The following is a 20,224-nucleotide window of genomic DNA, read 5'->3' as shown; positions in this document are numbered from 1 at the left end:
CCGCGCGGCGGTGCTGTTCAACTGGTGCGGCCGGTGGCAGGAGTGGCCAGGTACGACAGCACCGCGTCCGCCGAGGGGCCGACCTGGTGCACGGCTTCCTGCAATTGTTCGGGGGTGACGCCGCATCGCTCGCTCCAGTAGCGGCATTCGCGCTCGTCGTCGATATTGATGGTGGACGTGTCTTGCGGGACAAAGTTCTGCGTGGGGTCGCTCATGGCATGTTGCTCCATGGTGGATCGAACCCTCGCCTTCAGCAAGCGCCGTGCCTTGGTCAGTTACATCACGTAAGGGTAATTCCGTCCTAACGCGGCGAGACAACCGTACTACAGTGAATTGCGACGCCAAGATTTTCCGCGGCGCGAACCCCCAAGGAGAAAACGATATGTCCAACAGCCCTATGAAGGCATGGAGCGATTACAAGCCCAGCAAAACTGTCTGGCTATGGTCGTGCGTGGGTGCAGCGGTCGCGACGATGGTGGTCGGCTTTACAGCCGGCGGCTGGGTGACTGCCACTACCGCGCAAGAGCAGGCCGAGGCATCGACTCACGCCGCCGTCGCGCAATTGGCGGCGGGCATCTGCGCCCACCGGTTCATGGCGGCGCCGGATGCTCAGGCGGCCTTGGCCGCGCTCAAGAGCGCCGACTCGTGGAAGCGCGACACGATGATCGAGAAGGGCGGCTGGGTCACCTTCGCCGACGCGCAGGCGCCGGTGGATGGCGCCGCGGACTTGTGCGCCAGCAAGTTGATGGAATCAACGGCGGCCGGCACGCCCACGGTGCCGCGCACCACAGGCGCTTCTTGATCGGTCCGGCCCGCGGCGGGCGCCGGACCGGCGCAGCCGTCAGTAAGGGCCGCCGTCCTTGCCGGGCGCGGCGGGCGCGCCCTTGAAGTCCTGCGCCAGCTTTTCGGCGGCGCGGGCCAGCAGCGTAGCATCGACGCCTACCGCGACGAAAGTCGCGCCCAGCTCCAGGCAGTGGCGGGCCTGTGCGGCGTCCGCGTGCAGAATGCCGGCAGCCTTGCCTGCGCGCACAATGCGAACGATGGCGTCATCGATGGCCGCGCGCACTTCCGGGTGGCCCGGGTTACCCATATGCCCCATGGTGGCCGACAGGTCGGCCGGGCCGATGAACACGCCGTCGACACCATCGACGGCCAGGATTTCGTCAAGCGCTTGCAGGCCTTCCGGCGTTTCGATCTGCACCAGCAGGCACATTTCGTCATTGGCGCGCCGGATGTAGTCGGGAATGCGATTCCAGCGCGACGCGCGGGCCAGCGCTGCGCCCAGGCCGCGGATGCCTTCGGGCGGATAGCGCATGGCCGATACCGCGGCGGCCGCTTCTTCGGCCGACTGGATCATGGGCACCAGCAGCGTTTGCGCGCCGGCGTCGAGCAACTGCTTGATCTGCACAAAGTCGTTCCAGGACGGGCGCACGACGGGCGCCACCGGATACGCGGCGACCGCCTGCAATTGCGCCAGCACGGTCTGCACTGTGTTGGGTGCGTGTTCGCCGTCGATGAGCAGCCAGTCGAATCCGGCGCCCGCGCAGATTTCGGCGGGGTAGGGGTGGGCCATGCCGGCCCACAGGCCGATCTGCGGTTGCCCGGCGCGCAGCGCGCGCTTGAAATTGTTGGTCAGGATATCCATGTGCGTGAGCTTATACGAAGCGGCAGTTGACCGTGCCCAGCGGTCCGTAGTCGACGGCAAAAGTATCGCCCGGCTTGGCGAACACCGGCCGGGTGAAAGAGCCGGACAGGATGATCTGGCCGGGCTCGAGCGTGACGCCGCGCGGGCCCAGCCGGTTGGCCAGCCATACGACGCCATTGGCGGGATGGTTCAGCACGCCGGCGGCCAGCCCGGTTTCTTCGATGATGGCGTTGCGCGTCATGATGGCCCCCGCCCAGCGCAGGTCCAGGTCGTGCATGCGCACCGGACGGCCGCCTTGCACGACGCCCGCGTTGGCGGCGTTATCGGCGATGGTGTCGAAGACTTTGCGCGGCCGCTTGGTGTCGGGGTCGATCATGTGCGAGCGGGCATCGATGATTTCCAGCGCAGGCACGACGTAGTCCACGGCGTTGTACACGTCGGCCAGGGTCACGCCGGGGCCGCGCAGCGGCTTGGCCAGGATGAACGCCAGCTCGACTTCCAGGCGCGGCGCGATGAAGCGGCTGGATGGGATCTCGCCCTCGTTAAAGAACATGTCGTCGAGCAGGGTGCCCGAATCGGGTTCGTCGATCTGCGACGCCTGCTGCATGGCGCGCGAGGTCAGGCCGATTTTATGGCCCTTGACCACCCGGCCTTCGGCGAGTTTGATCTCGAGCCACTGCTGCTGTATGGCGTAGGCATCGTCGATCGTGATGTCGGGGTGGTCCAGCGAAATCTGGCGGATCTGCGTGCGGCTGCGTTCCGCCTCGTGCAGGCGGGCGGCCAAGGCCTTGGTGGTGGCGAGGTCGAGCATCGGGATATCCGTGTAATAGTTAACACGTTATCTATTATGGGGAATGCCGCCACCCCTGGCAAGCCCGCCATGGCGGGCTATGCAGGCGGGTGGCGCTTGATATGTTCGATGGCGGCGTCGATGTCGTGGTAGAGCCGCTCCAGGCGCGCTTTGCCCAATGATGCTTCCAGGCGTTCGTAGCAGGCGTCCACTTGCGGCCGCAGGGTGTCGATGAGCCGCCGGGCCTTGGGGGTCAGGGTGATGTCCTGCCGGCGTTGGTCGGCGCTGGAGCGCGTGCGTTCGATCAGGCCGGATTGCTCCATGCCGATCAGCATGCGCGTCAGGCTGGGGCGCAGGATCTGGCATTGCGCCGCGATCTGGTTGGGCTCCATGGGTTCCAGTTCGCTGAGGGTGCGCAATACGCGCCATTGCTGTTCGGTGATGCCCGCGGCATGCAGGATGGGCCGGAAATGCGCCATCAGGGTTTCGCGCGCATGCAGCAGCAGATGGGGCAGGTTGCGATGGTGGAACTGGCTCATGCGCGGCATGTTAGCAAGATAAGCGGCATGCACCGGTGAAATGCGCAGGCGGCGCGCCCCCGGGGGCGCGCACAATAAAGAGCGCCCCAACTCGCGATGAGTGTGGGGCGCTCTTGCCTGGCTTCGCACGCATGGGTGTCAGAACGCCTGGCAACTTCAATTTAGTGCCGCCGCGCTGCCAATGCAAGCACAAAATCGTATCAGCGTTTACCATCCGCCAGGCGCCGCCGCACGCGACGCAAGGGGGACGCAATTGCCGATGGATGGCGCACTGTTACTGATCGTCGTAGGCGCAGCCGTGGCCGGCTTCGTCCAGGGCCTGGCCGGTTTCGGGTTCGGCCTGGTGGCCATGGCGTTCTGGGCCTGGGCGCTGGACGCCCGCCTGGCGGCGGCCCTGGCGGTATCGTGCGGGCTGGCCGGCCAGGTGCTGGCCGCCCTGACCGTGCGGCGGGGATTCGACGCGCGGCGCCTGTTGCCCTTCCTGGCCGGCGGCCTGCTTGGGATTCCCGTGGGGGCAGCGGCATTGCCGCTGCTGGATCCGGCGCTGTTCAAGGCCCTTGTCGGCGCCATTCTGGCGATCTGGTGCCCATTCATGCTGGCAGCCCGGCGCCTGCCACGCATCACCCGAGGCGGGCGCGTGGCCGATGCCACGGTGGGCGCGCTGGGCGGGGTCATGGGCGGCCTGGGCGGATTCACCGGAGTGGTGCCTACGCTATGGTGTACGTTGCGCGGGTTCGACAAGGACGCGCAACGGGCCATTATCCAGAACTTCAACCTGGCCATGCTGGCGGCCACGCTGGCCACGTATCTGTACCGGGGCGTTGTCACTGCCCAGACGGCGCCGTATGTGGCCATTGCCATTGCCGCCATGTTGTTGCCGGGCTGGCTGGGCGCGCGCGCGTATCTGGGCATCAGCGATGCAATGTTTCGCAAGCTCGTGCTGGGGTTGCTGACGGCGGCGGGCTGGGCGATGCTGGCATCGTCGCTGCCGGCGTTGTGGCGCTGAGCCCGGCATGCCGCATGCTATCGTAGACGCAGCACTTTCATTATTTTTTTACACACATGCCGCGCATGAAGATCCAACAGGGCGAACTGGCCCGCTGGCTGCAGGTTGTCGCCGACGGTGAATCCGAAGGGGTGCCGGCCGCGCAGGTCCCGCCCCATGTTGCCGAAAGTCTCATCATCCTGCGCTGTGTGCGCGAGGCCGACGCCGGCCGGCTCGTACTGACCGACAAGGGACGCCTGGCGCTGCGCATGCAGGCGCCGGGCGCCATCCACCTGCAGTAGGCCTCGCGTCCACGGGGCGGGCGTCGCACTATCGCGCCCGGGGGCACGCCGGTAATATGAACTTGCGTGCCGCTTGCGGGTCCAACCACCTAGCGGACCTTCACCAACGGACCCCGCCAGCGCCACGCGTGGATCCACGCGTTTAGGTAACCGACTGGGAGGCAGCCATGCAGCATCATGACCAGGAAGTACTGATCGACGTATCCACAGCGGCCATGGATACCGGCGGATACGGTGTACTGCTGACGGTAACGGCCGAAGGGGGCACTGAAGTCGATGCCGCCTTTTCGTATCTGGGCGATTGCGCATCGTTGCACGAGGCGCGCGACCGTGCAGAAGTCTTCGCCCAGAACTGGGTAGAAGAAAACATCTTCCGCTGACCACACACAGGCGGAAACTTGCAGGCCGCGCGCGCCCATGACGTGGAATCGATGGCTGGCCCGGCTTCGGCCTGAATCCGGGTTATCGTCGCTGCTTCGTCATTTTCGGCGCGCGCCACCGGCGCGCCAGGCATCGATGGCCGCTCCGCTTTCCGATCTTTCCCTCACGATCCAGGCATTGCGCTGGCACTTCAACGAGGTCATCCTGCCGTTGTGGTGCGGCGCGGGTTTCAACACGCAAATGGGCCTGCCCTGCGAGTCGCTGTCGGGCGGCGCTGCGCAGCCGCTGCCGGCGCAGCGCTATCGCGCCATGGCGTGCGCGCGGCAACTGTATGTGTATTCGCGCGCGCCCGACCCTGCGCATGCGCGCCATGCCGACCGCCTGTTCGAAGCGCTGGCCCGCCATTTCCGCGACGACAGGCATGGGGGCTGGCGCTATAGCATCGACGCAGACGGTCATCCGCTCGACGACACCCAGGATCTCTACACGCATGCGTTCGTCGTCTTTGCCTGCGCGGCATACTTCGAACGGTCGCGCAACGCCGACGCGCGCCAGGCCATGCTGCACACGGCCGAGACCATCGAGGCGCGCTTTCGCCGCCCGGATGGCCTGTACCACGCGGCCATGTCGGCCGATTGGCGACAGGCGCGCCAGCCGCCGGCCCAGAACCCCATGATGCACCTGACCGAAGCGTACCTGGCCGCGGCCCGCGTGGCCGAGCCCGCCTGGTTCGCGCAGAATCTGCGCGGCATCGCGCAGGCGGTGGCCGATGCCTTCCTGCACGCGCCCAGTCTTTGCATTGCCGAGGCCCCCCTGGGCACGCCTGGCAACCGCATCGAGCCCGGCCATCAGTTCGAATGGTTTGTGTTGCTGCACAGCGCGCCGGCCGTGTTCGCCGGGCTGGAACTGCCCCTGGCCGTACCGCGCGGCTGCGACTGGGCGCGGCGGCACGGGGTAGACCGCGGCACGTGCGGCGTGCTGGCCTCGCTACATGAAGACGGGCAGGTCCGCGACCCGGTGCAGCGGCTCTGGGCGCAAACCGAGTATGGCCGCTACCTGGCGGCCATTGGCGACAGCGGCGCGCTGGCCAGCCAGTTGGCCGCCTTGCGGCGACGCTTCCTCACGCCGTGGGGCTGGCACGAGTGCCTGCATCCGGACGACACCGTGGCGCGCGCCGATATGCCGTCCACGACTCCGTATCACCTGGCGACTTGCTATGAAGGGCTGCCCGCAGCCTGATGCGCTTGCGCAACACTCGCGCGCCACCGCCGTAGACCAATTCGTTTACAATTTGCGAATTATTGTCTAGAGGTATGGCATGAGCGTTATGTGTGCAGGTTGCCAGGGGATCACGCCCGGCATACCCGGTATTGAGCCGCATGCCGGGCTGGGGCACCAGGGCTTTGTGCACCCTCAGGCCAAGGGGCGCGAGGGCTGCCGCGAAGACCACTTCCGCTGCTTGGAATGTGGCGCCAAATGGCTGCGCGAAACCGACAAATGGGGCACTGACCAGGGTTTCAAGCTGGCCCCCTAGGCTGGGCACGACCGCGCCCCTTCGCGCGGTCTGCCGCCTCCTTGGGCCGCTGCGCCTGCGGCTTCAGTCGACCCGGGCGCCCGAGGCGCGCACCACTTCTCCCCAACGCTTTACGTCCGCCGCAAGGATTTTCTCGAATTCGGCGGGGCTGGTGGCAAACGGCTCGGCCCCTTGCGCGTTGAAGCTTTCCACGACCTTCGGATCCGCCAACGCCGCATTGACGGTCTCGTTGATGCGCGTGATGCGCGCCGGCGGCGTGCCCTTGGGCGCCATCAGGCCGAACCAGGGGTTGACGTCGAAGCTCTTGAAGCCTGCCTCGGCGATGGTGGGGATATCCGGGAACGACTTGGCCCGCTGGGCGCTGGTGACCGCCAGGGCGCGCAGCGCGCCGCCCTTGATCGAGCCGGCTACCGACGGCAGGCTGGTGAACACCATGTCGATGCGTCCGCCCAGCAGGTCCTGCAGGGCGGGCGCGGCGCCTCGGTAAGGCACGTGCTGCAGCGGCACCTGCGCGGCGCTGCTGAACATTTCGCCCAGCAGGTGGTTGACCGAGCCGTTGCCTGCCGAACCGTAGGTCAGGTTGCCTTTCTTGGCCGCCTGCACCACGTCGTCCACGCTTTTGTAGGGTGAATCGGGCCGCGTGACCAGCACGAAAGGCAGCGTGGCCAGCGTGGCCACCGGCGCGAAATCGGCGCCGGGGTCGAAATTCAGCTGCTGGTAGAGCGCGCCGTTGATGGCCTGCGTGCCGACATAGCTCATCAGCAGGGTATAGCCGTCGGGCGGGGCCGCGAGCACCGCTTCCATGCCCACGTTGCCGCCGGCGCCCGCGCGGTTTTCGATGACCACGGTCTGCTTCCATTTGTCGCCCAGCTGCTGGCCGATGATGCGCGCCAGCGTATCCGATGCGCCGCCCGGGGTCTGCGGCACAATGATGCGCACGGGTTTGTCGGGATATTCTTGCACGGCGGCCGCGGGTGCGCCCAGCGCGGCCGACAGCAGCAGGCCCAGGGCCCAGGGTATGTAACGCATGTGTCTCTCCTTTGGTGTTGCCGGCCTTATGACTGGCCGTGCGGTTGTGCCAGGCCGCTCAGCAGGCGCGCCAGCTGGTCGGGCAGGGGCAGGGCAAAAAATGCATTGTCCTGTGTGGCGATGAATTCGGCTGCCCGGATCTCCAGCAGGCGGCGCAGGCGGTAGCGGGCGCGCTGCTGGCGGATGGCTTCGTGCCGGCGCGTGGACGCCAGCCATGCCTGGTGGCGGTCGATCGCGTCGGACAGGGCCTGGATCGAATCCGGCTGGTCTTGCGCCACCAGCAGCACCGGCGGCACCCAGGCGTCGGCCGCATGGCGCATGGCCGAGGCAATGCGCTTGATGTCGGCGGCCATCTTGCGCGCGCCGGGCAGGTCGGCTTTGCTGACGACAAAGATGTCGGCCATTTCCATGATGCCCGCCTTCATGGCTTGCACCGTGTCCCCGCTGTCGGGCAGCAGCACCAGCACCAGGGTGTCCACGTGCATGCGCGCGGCATATTCGGCCTGGCCCACGCCCACGGTTTCCAGCAGCACTTCGACGAATCCGAAGTCATCCATGGCGTCCAGCATTTCGGGCAGGTTGTCGGCCAGCCCGTCGGACGTGCGGCGCGACCCCAGGGAACGGATGTACAGCTCGTCGATGCCCGCCAGTTCGTCCATGCGTACCCGGTCGCCCAGGATGGCGCCGCCGCTCTTGGGGCTGCTGGGGTCGACAGCAAGCGCGCCCAGGCGCCCGCCGCCCAGGCGGGCCAGGGCCAGCCGTCCCAGCAGGGTGCTCTTGCCCGCGCCGGGCGCGCCCGTAATGCCGATACGGCGCGCCGCGTGGGCGGGTTGCCGGGGCGGCTGCGCCGCCAGTTCGAGCGGGCTGGCGTTGGCCAGCCGCGTCAGCGTGCGGCCCAGGGCAAGACGATCCAGGGGCGGGGTGGCTGTCATGGGCCGGCCCAGCTCATGATTTCGTCGCGGTGTTCGTCCAGCAACGGCGGCAGCGCGCGTGGGGCCTCCTGGTCTTCGAAACGCACGGGGCTGGCGACCGCCCGCAACGGCAGGCTGCCGTCGCCCAATTGCACCACCAGCTTGCGAGCGGCCGCGATGTCGCTGTCCAGCGCTTCGTTCAGCGTGCCCACCCGGGCCGCGACGATGCCCAGCGGCGCCAGGCGGTCCGCCCATTGCGCCGCCGTCGCGCCGGCCAGTTCATGGGTGATCGCCGTCACGACTTCGGCGCGGTGCGCGCGGCGGGCCGCCATTGTGGCGAAATGCGGATGTTCGACCCAGTCCGTGCGTCCGATCTCGTGGCAGAAAATGCGCCAGAATTTGTCGTGCGTGATAAACAGCACCAGCCATCCGTCGGCAGTGGGGAACAACTGCGCCGGCACAACATAGGGGTGCGAAGACGCCGGCAGGCGCTCGATGGTCTCGCCCGCATTCAAAGCCGCGCCCGCCAGGTAGTTGAGCTGGGACAGCATCACGTCATACATCGATACGTCCACCTGGCCGCCCCGGCCTTGCACGACCTTGGCAAGCAGGCCCAGCGCGGCCACCAGCCCCGCCGAGTTGTCCACCGCCGAATAGCCGGCCTTGGCCGGCGGCGCGTCGGGTTCGCCCGTGATGGCCATGACGCCCGTCATCGCCTGGATCACGTAGTCGTACGCAGGGTTTTCGGAATACGGGCCCTCGAGTCCGTAGCCGGTGAGCGCCACGCACACCAGTTTGTCGTTGTGGATCCGCAGCGCGTCGTAGGTCAATCCCAGCTTGCGTATCGCCGATGGCCGCAAATTGGTGACGAGCGCATGCGAACGGGCGGCGATGCGGCCCAGCGCGGCCTGGCCTGCTGCGCTGGCCAGGTCCAGCACGATGCTTTTCTTGTTGCGGTTCAGGCTGGCGAAGTATGCGTTGTGCGGGCCGATACTGTGCGGGCTGATGGTGCGGCCGATATCGCCTTCGCGCGGCTCGATCTTGATGACTTCCGCCCCCATGTCGGCCAGCATCAGGCCGCAATAGGGGCCGGCCAGCATATGGCCGACTTCAATGATGCGGATGCCCGCCAGCGGCGCGTTCATGCGGGGTTCCTTGCCGCGCCGGCCTCATGCAGGCGCTGCGCGAGTATGCCGATCATCTGCTCCAGGGGCATGTCGGCAGTGAAGATGGCGGCCACGCCCAGTTCCAGCAGCGCGGGATGGTCGCTGGCCGGAATCGTTCCGCCCAGAAAGACCCGGACATCTGTGGCGCCGAGCTCGCGCAATTGCGCGATGACTTCGCGCGTGAGTTCATGGTGACTGCCCGACAGAATGCTCAGGCCCACTGCGTCCACGCCTTCATCGACCGCCACCTGGGCAATTTGCCGCGGCGTGCGGCGCAGGCCGGTGTAGATGACTTCGGCCCCCGCATTGCGCAGGCTGAGCGCGACGATCTTGGCGCCGATGTCGTGGCCGTCCAGCCCGGGCTTGCCGACCAGGATGCGCTTGCCGGCCAGCGCGGGCTTGTCTTGGGTAGGCGTGTTCATAGATTGACGGGCTCCTTGAATTCACCCCATTCTTTTTTCAGGCATGCCACCATCTCTCCGACGGTGGCGTAGGCATGGCAGCAATCGACCAGGTAAGGCATCAGGTTTTCGCGGTCTTTGGCCGCGGCGCCGGCGAGCTTGGCCAGCGACGCATCCACCGCGGCCTGGCTGCGCGTATCCAGCACGCGCTGGAATTTCTCGAGCGCGCGCTGCGCCACAGTGGGGTCCAGCGTGAACACGTCGCCGATCTTGGTTTCGTCGCCCGGCTTGGCGAAATGGTTCTGCCCCACGATGACCTGCTCGCCGGCGTCGATAGCCAGCTTGCGTTCCAGCCCCCGCTCGGCCAGGCGCAGCTGTATCCAGCCGTCTTCGATGGCGCGGATGACGCCGCCATACTCGTCGATCTCGGCCATCACCTGTTCGATCTTTTCTTCCATGCGTTCGGTGTGCTGCTCAAGAAAGTAGCTGCCACCCAGCGGGTCCACGGAGTTGGCGATGCCGCTTTCGTAGGCAATGATCTGCTGGGTGCGCAGCGCCAGCTCGGCTGAAAACTCGGTGGGTATCTGGTAGGCCTCGTCCAGCGCGCACGTGAAGATCGACTGCGCGCCGCCCAGCACGGCCGCCATGGTTTCCACGGTGACGCGCACCACGTTGTTGTAGGGTTGCGGCGCCACCAGCGAAGAGCCGCCGCACACCACGCCGAAGCGGAAATGCTGGGCCTTGGGATCCTGCACGCCATAGCGTTCTTTCATCAGGCGCGCCCACAGCCTGCGTCCCGCGCGGAACTTGGCGATCTCTTCAAAGAAGTCCATATGGACATAGAAGAAGAACGACAGGCGCTTGGCGAACTTTTCGATATCGCCGCCGCGTTCGCGCAGTTCGTCCACATAGGCCAGCCCGTTGGCGATGGTATAGGCCATTTCCTCGGCGGCCGTCGCGCCCGCGTCGCGCACGTGCGCCCCCGCAATGCTGATGGGGTTGAAGCGCGGCGATACGTCGTTCGAATACAGGATGGTGTCGGCGATCAGGCGCATGGATGGCCGCACCGGAAAAATCCAGGTACCGCGCGCCACGTATTCCTTCAGGATGTCGTTCTGGATCGTGCCCGTGAGCTTGCTGCGCGGCACGTTCTGCTTGTCGGCCACCGCAAGGTACATCGCATAGATGATGGCCGCCGTGCCGTTGATGGTGAACGAGGTCGAGATGCGCGACAGGTCCAGGCCGTCGAACAGGATTTCGGCCTCGCTGAGATTGGACAGCGAAACGCCGACCTTGCCGATCTCGGGCCGCGCCATCGGGTCGCTGGGATCGAGCCCGCACTGAGTGGGCAGGTCCAGCGCCACCGAAAGGCCCGTCTGGCCCTGTTCCAGCAGGAACTTGTAGCGCGCGTTCGATTCTTCGGCGGTGCCGAAGCCGGAATACTGGCGGAAGGTCCACAGGCGGCCCTGGTAGCCGTCCGGAAATATGCCCCGTGTGTACGGGTACTGGCCGGGCATCCCGATGCGGGACGGATCGACCGAATCGGGGCCGACGCTGACGGGAATCTCGATGCCGCTTCGATTGACCGAATGCAGGCGTGGCGGCCGGTCGGGCTGGGGGTGGCTACTCATTGTTTTCCTTTCGATAGGATCTGCTCGCTGGCGCGCCAATGGTCGCCATGCAGCCAGGTGCTTAACAAATGCTGTTGCTCGGTGGCGCGCGCGGCGTCGTAGGCGGCGCCCTGGCGCCACGCCCGGACCTGGGCCTTGATACCGCGCAGCACCTGCGGCGGGCAGGCAAGCATGGGGCGCAGAAAGGCCTGGATGTCGGCGCCATCGGGCCCATCGGCGATGACGGCATCGGCCAGCCCCCAGGCCACGGCTTGCTGCGCATCCACCAGCTCGCTGCGCGCCATCATGCGCATGGCGCGCGCTCCGCCGACCAACCGGCACAAGTCCGTTCCGCCGCCCCAGGCCGACGTGATCGCCAGGCGCGCCTGCACAAAGCCGATGCGCGCGTGGCTGGCCTGCAGACGCAGGTCGCAGGCCAGGGCCAGTTCGGCGCCGCCGCCGATGGCGTCACCGTTCAGATAGGCCACGACCGGCACGGGGCACTCGCGCACGGCGTCCAGCGCCGCGCGGGCCTGGCCCGCCATGGCCAGCGTGGCCGCTTCGTCGCGCACGGTGGCCAGGTCGCGCAGGTCGCCGCCGGCGGCAAAATAACGGTCACCCGCGCCGCTCAATACGATAAGGCGGGTATCGGGGTGGGCGCCGGCGTCCGTCACGGCCTGCCCCACGGCGTCGAGCAGGGGGCGCGCCAGCGCGTTGTGCTTGGCCGGGCGGTTGATGGTGATCCGGCATGCCCCGGATGGCTGGCGGTCTATGAGTACGTCTTCGGTGCCTGGCAAGTCGTGTCTCCGTCTTTTAGGTCGGCCGCGTCATGCGTGAGCAGACCGTACTCGCATGCTAGGCGCGCAATTTTTCTGCATCAAGGACAAAAGTTCGGTATTCTGAACAAATAGCGTCCGTGTGGCCGCCGCAGGCCCGATTCGCCGCTTTTTGTTCAGCCCGCCGAATTTCGCGCGAGCCCCTCATGCATCCGGAGCCCCCGCCATGTCCTCCAGCAATGTCACCGCCGTCGATCGCCTGCTTGACATCTTCGAAGCCTTCCAGGCCAGCCAGCGTCCCCTGTCCCTGACCGAACTGGCGGATGTGGCGGGCCTGCCCAAGAGCACCTGTCACGCCATCGTGGGCACCTTGACGGCCCGGGGTTATCTGTATTCCCTGACGCGCCCGCGCTCGCTGTATCCCACCAAGCGCATGTTCGATGTGGCGCGCGACATCGTCGCCAAAGACCCGTTCGTCGAGCGCATGACGCCCGTGCTCGAACGGCTGCGCGACGCTTCGCGCGAGACGGTCATCCTGGGCAAGCGCCAGGGCGACGCCGTGGTGTACCTGCAGGTAGTGGAAGGCACCCATTCGATCCGTTATTCGGCCAAGCCCGGGGAGTTGAAGCCGCTGCATTCCAGTTCGATAGGCAAGGCGATGCTCGGATGCGTGAAAGACGCCGAACTGAAGGACTGGCTGCAGGGCCATGCGCTGCCCGGAATCACGCTCGCCACGCTCACCGATCCCGAAGCGCTGCTGGCGGATGTGCAACAGGGCCGCAAGCTCGGGTACTACCGCACGCTGGGCGAGAACGTGGACGACGTGTGGGCCGTGGCGTCATCGCTGGTGCTCAACAAAGAGACCTTCGCGGTGGCGGTGGCCGGCCCGAAGCACCGCATGGAAGGCACAATGGCCGAATGCGCGCGACTGCTGGTCGCCGCCTGCAGCTTCATCCTGAGGCAATCGCAATCCAGGCCGTGACTGCGCCACGCAATGCCTTGTTTCAGGCGCGGCACGGCAGGGGCGCTATCATGGTCCGGCAAGCCGGCTGGCATGCAGCTTGCCGGTTAATGACTTCATCTGCCATTCGGAGGTCCCATGGTGCAGGCACCCATACTGAAACTGAATGACGGCAACACCATCCCGCAACTTGGCCTGGGCGTCTGGCAAGTGCCCAACGGCGAGGCGGCGCAGTGCATCAAAGAGGCGCTGGCTGCCGGCTACCGGCTGATCGACACGGCGGCCATCTACGGCAACGAGGCAGGGGTGGGCGAAGGATTGCGCGCGTCGGGCGTGGCCCGCAAAGACCTGTTCATCACTACCAAACTATGGAATGACAGGCATAGCTACGACGACGCCCAGAAAGCCATGGACGAAAGCCTGAACAAGCTGGGCCTGGCTTACGTAGACCTTTACCTGATCCACTGGCCCGTGGCGGGCAGCGACGCCTACCTGGATGCCTGGCGCGCGCTGGTTGCCATGAAAGAAGACGGACGCGCGCGATCGATCGGCGTATCGAACTTTCCGCGGGCGCAGTTGCAGCGGCTGGTCGACGAAACCGGCGTGGTGCCGGCGGTGAACCAGATCGAACTGCACCCGGAATTTGCGCAGAAGGAATTGCGGGCTTTCCATGCCGAGCTGGGTATCGCCACGCAATGCTGGAGCCCCCTGGGGCAGGGCGCCGTCATGCGCCACGACACGCTCGTGGCGCTGGCCGCGAAATATGGAAAGTCGCCCGCGCAGGTCACGCTGCGATGGCATGTGCAGAATGGCCTGCTGCCGATTCCCAAGTCGGTGACGCCCGAGCGCATTCGCGCCAATATCGATGTTTTCGATTTCGAGCTGTCGGCCGAGGACATGGCTGCCATCGACAACCTGCCCGAGGGGCCGCGGGTGGGGCCAGACCCCGAACGCTTCAAGGGCTGAGCTCAGCGCGGCGACGGAAACCACCAGTAGCGGGCAATGACGAGCAGCAGAATGCTCAGCGACACCCAAGAAGCCCAATGCCATGCGCCGGTGCCCAGCAGCGCCGCCAGCAGGCCGAATACGCTGAGCACGCCCAATGCGATGGGCACGCCCCAGATGAACCAGAAACGCCGGCGCGGGGTCATGCGGGGCTCCGTTGCGGCGTCGCCTGCTGGTGGCGCCGCACGAGCTCGGCGACGCGGGCGTCGGTGGCCCTGCGGCGTGCAACCCACAGGTACAGGCCGCTGCCCAGCACCACGATGGTGACCAGGTCGAGCAGCGTCCACAGAATCTTCAGGGGCATGCCGCCGTAGTCGCCGAAGTGCAGCGGGCGCGAGATTTCCAGGGCAGTCAGGTACCAGGGCATGCGGGCCACCGCGCTGAGTTCGCCGGTGACGCCGTCAACCAGCACCGGACTGTTCAGCTTGGAAGTCAGCGGCGTATTGCCGCGCAGCCAGACGATGTAATGGTGAGGGCTGCCGAAGGCGTTGCCGGGATACGCAATGAACGAGACTTCGCGGTCGGGCAGGGCCTTCATGGCGGTGTCGGCGGCCTGTTGCACCGATGCCAGCGCCGTGGGCACGGGGCGGCCCTGGTACGGCGCCAGGATGCGGGGCAGTTCGGTGGATTGCCACAGGCGGAACAGCGGCGTGGAAAGCTCGTTGATGACGCCAGTGAGGCCGACCACGAATGCCCAGACCAGGGTGACGATGCCCAGCAGGTTATGCAGGTCCAGCCATTTCAGGCGGGTGGAACGTGCGGCGCGCACGGTGCCGAATTCCAGCTTTTTCATGAACGGGCCATACAGCACCACGCCCGATACGATGGCCACGACGAACAGCAACCCCATGAACCCCAGGAACAGTTCCCCGGCCAGCCCCGCGAACAGGTCGACGTGCAGCGCCAGCATGATGCCCATGAATGAAAAGCGGTCTTCGGCGTAAGGCGGGCCATCGTGCAGCACGTCGGTGGTGCGCAGGTCCACGCGCACGGCGTGGCCTTTTTCGACGGCCTTGCCCAGTTCGGGCACCATGCCCACATACGCCTGGGGTTCGTGGTCGTCGATATAGACGTAGTCCACGTATTCGTCCGGGTAGAGCGCCCTGGCCTGCGCCACGATGCGGTCCAGGCTGGCGCGTGGCGCGTCTGCCGGCAGCTCGGCCACCGGCTTGCCCTCATCGAACAGGTGCTCGATTTCGTGGTGGAAGATCAGCGGCAGGCCGGTCAGGCAGATGACCAGCAGAAATAGGGTACAGACCAGGCTGGTCCATTTGTGTATCAGGTACCAGGCCTTGACGGTGGTCGCGGTGGTCATGGAGCGCGCGTCCGTGAGCGTGAAGAAACCTGAACGATATCATGAACAATATCTATTCTCATCATTAGTGCGTCATTAAAACGCCGCTGCAGACAAAAAAAGACACGTGCGTGCACGTGCCGGGCAAGGGCGCGGGGCCGGGCCGCGTCAGGCCGGGCCGCGCTGGGCCGGGCCGCGGGCGCCCGGCCGCCGAACTCAAAGCGGACGCAATTCGACCGACCCTGGCGACTGGATGGGCCGCGCGCTGGCCGGGCCCGTGGCGGAAGGAACGGGGATGGTCACGATGGGCGCGGGGCGGCTGCGCGGCGGTGCCGCGGCGGGCATGGCCGGAGCGTCCGCCTGGCCCACCTGGGGGGTGTAGGCGGGCGGCGGCGCCGGCACCGGAATGGAAGCCGGACCAGGCGACGGGCCGGCGGGCGGCGCCGGGTTGAGTGGCCGCACCTGTGTGGGCGCGTTGTCGGCCGGGCGCATGTTGTTCAGGAAATCCGTGAGCTCATCGCCCGTGGACAGGTCCAGCGCCGCCACTGCCTGCCCGGGCGGGAACTCGGAAAAGTAGTATTCGCCGTTGTGCACGATAAGGCCGCCCGGCAGGGGGCGCTGCGGCTGCTCGGGCACATCTTGCAGTACCGGTTTCGTGTAGTCGAGCCAGGTGGACAGGGCCAGGCCGCTGCCGAATGCGTTGCTGCCCAGCGACCGCGGCTGGTCGAAACCCATCCACACGGTGGTGCTGAGCGTGGGCGTATAGCCGCTGAACCAGACGTCCACCGCGTCATTGGTGGTGCCGGTCTTGCCGCCCAGGTCGGAACGCTTGAGCGTGCGCTTGGCCCGGGCGCCCGTGCCGATGGATGCGACATCGCGCAGCATGTCGTCCATGATCCATGCGGTGCGGGGATCGATGGCCCGGGCTGCCTCGTCGCCGGCGGCCACCGGCTGCGCCTGCATCAGCACCTTGCCGGCTCGGTCGGTGACGCGGTCGATCAGGTAGGGGGGCACGCGGTATCCGCCGTTGGCGAATATGCTGTAGGCGCTTGCCATCTGCAGTGGCGTGGCGCCGCCGGCGCCCAGGGCCAGCGGCAGCACGGCCGGCCAGCGCTCTTTCTGGAAGCCGAAGCGGGTCAGGTAGTCCTGCGCGTATTCCGGCGTGATGGCCTGCAGAATGCGTATCGACACCATGTTCTTCGACCGGTACAGCCCTTCGCGCAGGGTCTGCATGGGTTCGTAGCGGTTGCCGTCGTTCTTGGGCGTCCAGGGCCGCGAGCCGGTCTGTTCGACAGTGAGCTCGAATGGCATGTCGGATACCTGGGTGGCCGGGGTCATGCCGCGCTCGAGCGCCGCCGCGTAGACAAAGGGCTTGATGGTGGAGCCGGGCTGCCGGAACGCCTGGGTGGCGCGGTTGAACGAGCCGCGGTAGAAGTCGAAGCCGCCGACCATGGCGCGTATGGCGCCGTCTTGCGGCGACATCGACACCAGCGCGGCCTGCAGGGCCGGCATGTTGATGATTTCCCAAGTGTCGCCCTGACGGCGGACATAGACGACGGAGCCGCGGCGGATCTGCCGGTCGGCGTCGGCCTTGGGGTTGAGCGCCCGGGCAACGACCGCCAGGGCTTTCTTGTCGGAAATCGTGACGATCTCGGTGGCGCTGCGCGCGACGGTGACTTCAGTGGGGCTGGCCGACAGCACCACGCCGGCCAGCAGGTCGCCGCTGTCGGGGGTGTCTTCCTGTACGCTGTCGAGGATTTCTTCGAATGCCTGGCGGTCTTGTTCGATGCCATCGGGCAGGTCGATCTGGTCTTCGGGGCCCGGGTAGGGCGCGCGCCGGGTGTAGTCCAGCACGCCGGCACGCACCGCTTCGTAGGCAGCCTGCTGGGCTTTCGAGTCGATGGTGGTGTAGACATCCAGGCCCAGCGTGTAGGTTTCATCCTGGAACATGCCATACATGATCTGGCGCACCAGTTCGGCCGGGTACTCGCCATGCACCGTGAAGCCGTTGGCCTGCGCGCCCTCGCTGCCGCGTATCAGCAGCGGTTGCGCAAGCGCGGCCTGCGTCTGTTCGGGCGTCAGGTATCCCAGCGCCTGCATGCGGCCCAGCACGTAGTGCTGGCGGATCTTGGCGCGTTCGAGGTTGGTGATGGGGTTCGAGCGCGACGGCGCCTTGGGTACGCCCGCCAGCAGCGCGGCCTCGGCGGCGGTGACCTCGGACAGCGGCTTGCCGAAATAGGTGCGCGAGGCCGCGGCAAACCCATACGCCCGGTGGCCCAGGTAGATCTGGTTCATATAGAGCTCAAGGATCTGGTCCTTGGTGAGCTCGGATTCGATCTTGAAGGTCAGCAGCAGTTCGTAGAACTTGCGCAGGTAGGTTTTTTCGGACGACAGGTAGAAGTTGCGCGCCACCTGCATGGTGATGGTGCTGGCGCCCTGCGACTTGGACATGCTGACCACGTTGGCCAGGCCCGCGCGCAGCATGCCCATCCAGTCGATGCCGCGGTGCTCGTAGAAGTCGTCGTCTTCGGCGGCCAGGATGGCCTGCTTCATGACGAGCGGGATTTCTTCGAAGCGCACCACGTTGCGGTGTTCTTCGCCGAATTCGCCGATGAGCACGCCGTCGGCCGTGTAGATGCGCAGCGGCACGCTGGGCCGGTAGTCGGTCATGGCATGCAGCGCGGGCAGGTTGGGCCAGGTAAGCCCGATAGCCAGGCCCAGCAGCAGCGCGCCGCATAGCCCCAGCCCGGCGACAGCCACGGCGGCCTTGGCCAGGAAGCGTCGATGCGTGAACTTTTTCAAGCCCCGGCGGGGGGAGGAAGGACGATTTTCAGGGGTATTCATTGCTGCCGATTCTAGGCCAGAACCGGATAGACCCATCAAGGGCCCATTAGGTTTCGTAACTAAAGATGGCAGAGCGGCGTGGCCATGCCGGCCGCGCCGCCCAGGCTGTGCATTATGGTTGCAGGTGTTCTACAAAAAACGCCTCCATGGCGGCGTAGAACTCGAACTTGTTTTCGTCATTGTGAAATCCGTGCCCTTCGTTGTCTTTGACCAGATACTGGACCTCGACGCCGCGCGACCGCAATGCCTGGACCACCTGGTCGCTTTCGGCCTTGTTGACGCGCGGGTCCTGGGCCCCCTGGGCGATCAGCAGCGGCGCGCGGATGCGGTCGACGTGCAACGCGGGAGACGTGGCCGCCAGGCGTTCGCGATCGCGCTCGGGATGGCCCACCATGTCGTACATCTTGGCCAGCAACGGTTTCCAGTACGGCGGAATGGTGTTCATGAAGGTGAACAGATTGGACACGCCGACATAGTCGACCGCCGCGGCGTACAGCTCTGGCGTGAACGCCACGCCGGCCAGCGCCGCATACCCGCCGTAGCTGCCGCCATAGATGCCGATGCGCGCCGGATCGGCAATGCCTTGCCCGATGAGCCAGTGTACGCCGTCGGTGATGTCGTCCTGCATGGCCAGGCCCCATTGCCCGAAGCCGGCTTCCCAGAAGCGGCGGCCATAGCCGGTAGAGCCGCGGAAGTTGATCTGCAGCACGCAGAAGCCGCGATTGGCAAGGAATTGTACTTCGGGGTTGTAGCCCCATCCGTCGCGCGCCCAGGGGCCGCCGTGCGGGTTGACAATGCAGGGCAGGCCGCGCGCCGGGCGGCCCGCGGGCAGGGTCAGGTAGCCGTGTATTTCCAGGCCGTCGCGGCTGGTGTAACGCACGGGCCGCACCGGCGACATGTCGGCCTCGGGTATGGCGGGGTTGATCTCGGCGAGCCTGTGCAGCGCGCCCGTGCCTGCGCGGAACAGGTAGCGTGAACCCGGTGTGCGGTCGTTATAGGCCGCGACGATATAGGTGTCTTCGTCGCGGTTCCAGCCTTGCAGGGCGACGTCGTAGCCGGGCAGCAGGCTTTCGAGCTGTCGGTACAGCGACTGGGTCTGGTCGTCGAAGTAGTGGCGGCGCGGTTTGTCGGTCTGGTAGGCGGCCAGGGTCAGCACGCGGCGCTTGCGCGAGTACATGGCCGCGTCCAGGTCGACTTCGTCCGTGGCGTATACCAGCTCTTCGTGGTCGGGACGCGCAGGGTCGATGATGACCAGGGCAAGCTTGTCCCGCCCGCGGTTGCTCAAGGCATAAAAGCCCCGGTCGTCGAAGGTGAAAAACAGCGGCGTGACGCTGGTGCGGTAATCGGTCGTGATCAGCGGGCGCAGCGGCTCGGCTTCATCGTCGCGATACAGTAGCGTCGTGTCCAGGCCATCGCTGGCAAGCGCGGCGCGCACCCTGCCGGCGTGGTCGGTTTGCCAGCCCACCACGTTGCCCGGGTTCTGCGCCACCAGCACCGCAGCCCCCGTCTGCACGTCGACCCGGTAGACGTCAAACACCTGCGGATCGCGCTGGTTGTGACTGATGAGCACGTGGCGAGGGTCGTCGGGCAGGTCGTCTTCGATGCCCGCCCGCACGCCCTCATACGGCGTCAGGTCGCGTACCGAGCCGGTTTGCGCATCGACGGCCAGCACGTGGAAGTTCTCGTCGCCGCCGAAATCTTTCTGGTACAGCACCGTGTCGTTGCCCTTCCAGAAGAAGTCGCTGACGTCGCGCGCCGTTTCGCCAGTCAGGCGACGCGGCTCGCCGGTGGGGCGGCCGTCCTGCAGCGGCTGGACGAAGATGTTCATGCGGGCAGGGTGCCCGTCCACCGCGACGGGTTGCATGAACCCCAGCATCCGGCCGTCGTCGGCCAGGCGGAAGTAGCCGCGGTCCGGGTTGCGAAAGAAGTCTTTCAGGGGGTACTGGCGGGGCGGCTGGGCAGCCGGGGGCAAGGCATGGGGCAAGGCGGTCTCCTGGGCCGGATGGCCGGCGCGATCTGTCGATCATGCCACAGGCGCCGCGGCGTGGTCG

General features: G+C 66.5%; 22 protein-coding genes. 8 read left to right on the top strand and 14 right to left on the bottom strand.

Annotation, left to right across the window (positions count from 1 at the left end):
* Positions 1-17: 17 nt before the first annotated feature.
* The gene (locus CAL18_RS07845) at positions 18-215 is read right to left on the bottom strand and encodes a DUF3606 domain-containing protein (protein WP_026637981.1); all 198 of its coding nucleotides are present in this window, start codon (positions 213-215) and stop codon (positions 18-20) included.
* 167 nt (positions 216-382) lie between these two features.
* On the opposite strand from CAL18_RS07845, the gene CAL18_RS07840 reads away from it, so the two are divergent.
* Entirely contained in the window at positions 383-802 is a 420-nt protein-coding gene (locus tag CAL18_RS07840; protein ID WP_026637980.1) for a hypothetical protein, read from the top strand.
* Positions 803-841: 39 nt separating this feature from the next.
* On the opposite strand, the gene hpaI is transcribed toward CAL18_RS07840, so the two are convergent.
* The 3 genes from hpaI to hpaR all read right to left on the bottom strand — a co-directional run bounded on the left by hpaI (position 842) and on the right by hpaR (position 2,983).
* A complete protein-coding gene (gene hpaI / locus CAL18_RS07835; protein WP_026637979.1) occupies positions 842-1,645 on the bottom strand; it encodes a 4-hydroxy-2-oxoheptanedioate aldolase in 804 nt (267 codons plus the stop codon).
* Between the two features lie 10 nt (positions 1,646-1,655).
* Positions 1,656-2,456 carry a 2-oxo-hept-4-ene-1,7-dioate hydratase gene (gene hpaH, locus CAL18_RS07830; protein WP_094796632.1) on the bottom strand — a complete coding sequence of 267 codons (801 nt, stop codon included), beginning with the start codon at positions 2,454-2,456 and terminating at the stop codon, positions 1,656-1,658.
* 77 nt (positions 2,457-2,533) lie between these two features.
* A complete protein-coding gene (hpaR, locus tag CAL18_RS07825) occupies positions 2,534-2,983 on the bottom strand; it encodes a homoprotocatechuate degradation operon regulator HpaR (protein WP_419670169.1) in 450 nt (149 codons plus the stop codon).
* Between the two features lie 250 nt (positions 2,984-3,233).
* On the opposite strand from hpaR, the gene CAL18_RS07820 reads away from it, so the two are divergent.
* From CAL18_RS07820 to CAL18_RS07800, 5 genes are all read left to right on the top strand, one after another.
* Positions 3,234-3,980 carry a sulfite exporter TauE/SafE family protein gene (locus tag CAL18_RS07820; protein ID WP_094817651.1) on the top strand — a complete coding sequence of 249 codons (747 nt, stop codon included), beginning with the start codon at positions 3,234-3,236 and terminating at the stop codon, positions 3,978-3,980.
* Positions 3,981-4,045: 65 nt separating this feature from the next.
* Complete coding sequence (locus CAL18_RS07815; protein WP_231494510.1) at positions 4,046-4,261, top strand: hypothetical protein; 216 nt, start codon at positions 4,046-4,048, stop codon at positions 4,259-4,261.
* Between the two features lie 167 nt (positions 4,262-4,428).
* The gene (locus CAL18_RS07810) at positions 4,429-4,641 is read left to right on the top strand and encodes a hypothetical protein (protein ID WP_026637974.1); all 213 of its coding nucleotides are present in this window, start codon (positions 4,429-4,431) and stop codon (positions 4,639-4,641) included.
* Between the two features lie 136 nt (positions 4,642-4,777).
* Positions 4,778-5,881 carry an AGE family epimerase/isomerase gene (locus CAL18_RS07805; RefSeq protein WP_249276282.1) on the top strand — a complete coding sequence of 368 codons (1,104 nt, stop codon included), beginning with the start codon at positions 4,778-4,780 and terminating at the stop codon, positions 5,879-5,881.
* A gap of 79 nt (positions 5,882-5,960) precedes the next feature.
* The gene (locus CAL18_RS07800; protein ID WP_026637972.1) at positions 5,961-6,176 is read left to right on the top strand and encodes a hypothetical protein; all 216 of its coding nucleotides are present in this window, start codon (positions 5,961-5,963) and stop codon (positions 6,174-6,176) included.
* Positions 6,177-6,239: 63 nt separating this feature from the next.
* Here the strand turns inward: CAL18_RS07800 and CAL18_RS07795 are convergent, their stop codons facing one another.
* The 6 genes from CAL18_RS07795 to CAL18_RS07770 are packed head-to-tail and all read right to left on the bottom strand — an operon-like array spanning position 6,240 to position 12,090.
* Positions 6,240-7,205, bottom strand: a complete 966-nt coding sequence (locus tag CAL18_RS07795; protein WP_026637971.1) for a Bug family tripartite tricarboxylate transporter substrate binding protein — start codon at positions 7,203-7,205, stop codon at positions 6,240-6,242.
* A gap of 26 nt (positions 7,206-7,231) precedes the next feature.
* Positions 7,232-8,137: a GTP-binding protein gene (locus CAL18_RS07790; protein ID WP_094796630.1), complete on the bottom strand. Its 906-nt coding sequence runs from the start codon at positions 8,135-8,137 to the stop codon at positions 7,232-7,234.
* A complete protein-coding gene (locus tag CAL18_RS07785; RefSeq protein ID WP_038851858.1) occupies positions 8,134-9,261 on the bottom strand; it encodes a CaiB/BaiF CoA transferase family protein in 1,128 nt (375 codons plus the stop codon). The genes CAL18_RS07790 and CAL18_RS07785 overlap by 4 nt, the downstream gene beginning before the upstream one ends.
* Entirely contained in the window at positions 9,258-9,704 is a 447-nt protein-coding gene (locus tag CAL18_RS07780) for a cobalamin B12-binding domain-containing protein (protein ID WP_026637970.1), read from the bottom strand. Before CAL18_RS07780 ends, CAL18_RS07785 begins: the two co-directional genes overlap by 4 nt.
* A complete protein-coding gene (locus CAL18_RS07775; RefSeq protein WP_094817650.1) occupies positions 9,701-11,314 on the bottom strand; it encodes an acyl-CoA mutase large subunit family protein in 1,614 nt (537 codons plus the stop codon). The genes CAL18_RS07780 and CAL18_RS07775 overlap by 4 nt, the downstream gene beginning before the upstream one ends.
* Complete coding sequence (locus tag CAL18_RS07770) at positions 11,311-12,090, bottom strand: enoyl-CoA hydratase/isomerase family protein (protein ID WP_051423584.1); 780 nt, start codon at positions 12,088-12,090, stop codon at positions 11,311-11,313. The genes CAL18_RS07775 and CAL18_RS07770 overlap by 4 nt, the downstream gene beginning before the upstream one ends.
* 205 nt (positions 12,091-12,295) lie before the next feature.
* Here CAL18_RS07770 and CAL18_RS07765 point away from each other — a divergent pair, with 205 nt between their 5' ends.
* Complete coding sequence (locus CAL18_RS07765; protein WP_026637967.1) at positions 12,296-13,051, top strand: IclR family transcriptional regulator; 756 nt, start codon at positions 12,296-12,298, stop codon at positions 13,049-13,051.
* 117 nt (positions 13,052-13,168) lie between these two features.
* On the top strand, positions 13,169-13,996 hold the full coding sequence (locus CAL18_RS07760; protein ID WP_094817649.1) for an aldo/keto reductase: 828 nt from the start codon (positions 13,169-13,171) through the stop codon (positions 13,994-13,996).
* Positions 13,997-13,998: 2 nt separating this feature from the next.
* Here the strand turns inward: CAL18_RS07760 and CAL18_RS07755 are convergent, their stop codons facing one another.
* The 4 genes from CAL18_RS07755 to CAL18_RS07740 form a co-directional block, all read right to left on the bottom strand.
* On the bottom strand, positions 13,999-14,181 hold the full coding sequence (locus CAL18_RS07755; RefSeq protein WP_026637965.1) for a hypothetical protein: 183 nt from the start codon (positions 14,179-14,181) through the stop codon (positions 13,999-14,001).
* Positions 14,178-15,350, bottom strand: a complete 1,173-nt coding sequence (locus CAL18_RS07750) for a PepSY-associated TM helix domain-containing protein (protein WP_026637964.1) — start codon at positions 15,348-15,350, stop codon at positions 14,178-14,180. Before CAL18_RS07750 ends, CAL18_RS07755 begins: the two co-directional genes overlap by 4 nt.
* Positions 15,351-15,545: 195 nt before the next feature.
* Positions 15,546-18,173, bottom strand: coding sequence for a penicillin-binding protein 1A (locus tag CAL18_RS07745; RefSeq protein WP_094817648.1), 2,628 nt, complete (start codon positions 18,171-18,173; stop codon positions 15,546-15,548).
* A gap of 112 nt (positions 18,174-18,285) precedes the next feature.
* Positions 18,286-20,157: a S9 family peptidase gene (locus CAL18_RS07740; protein WP_026637962.1), complete on the bottom strand. Its 1,872-nt coding sequence runs from the start codon at positions 20,155-20,157 to the stop codon at positions 18,286-18,288.
* Positions 20,158-20,224 lie beyond the last annotated feature (67 nt).

Source organism: Bordetella genomosp. 7 (assembly GCF_002261415.1).
Lineage (GTDB): Bacteria > Pseudomonadota > Gammaproteobacteria > Burkholderiales > Burkholderiaceae_B > Bordetella_A.
Note: the sequence above shows the minus strand (reverse complement) of the source record. Positions and strands in the feature narration are given on the sequence as shown.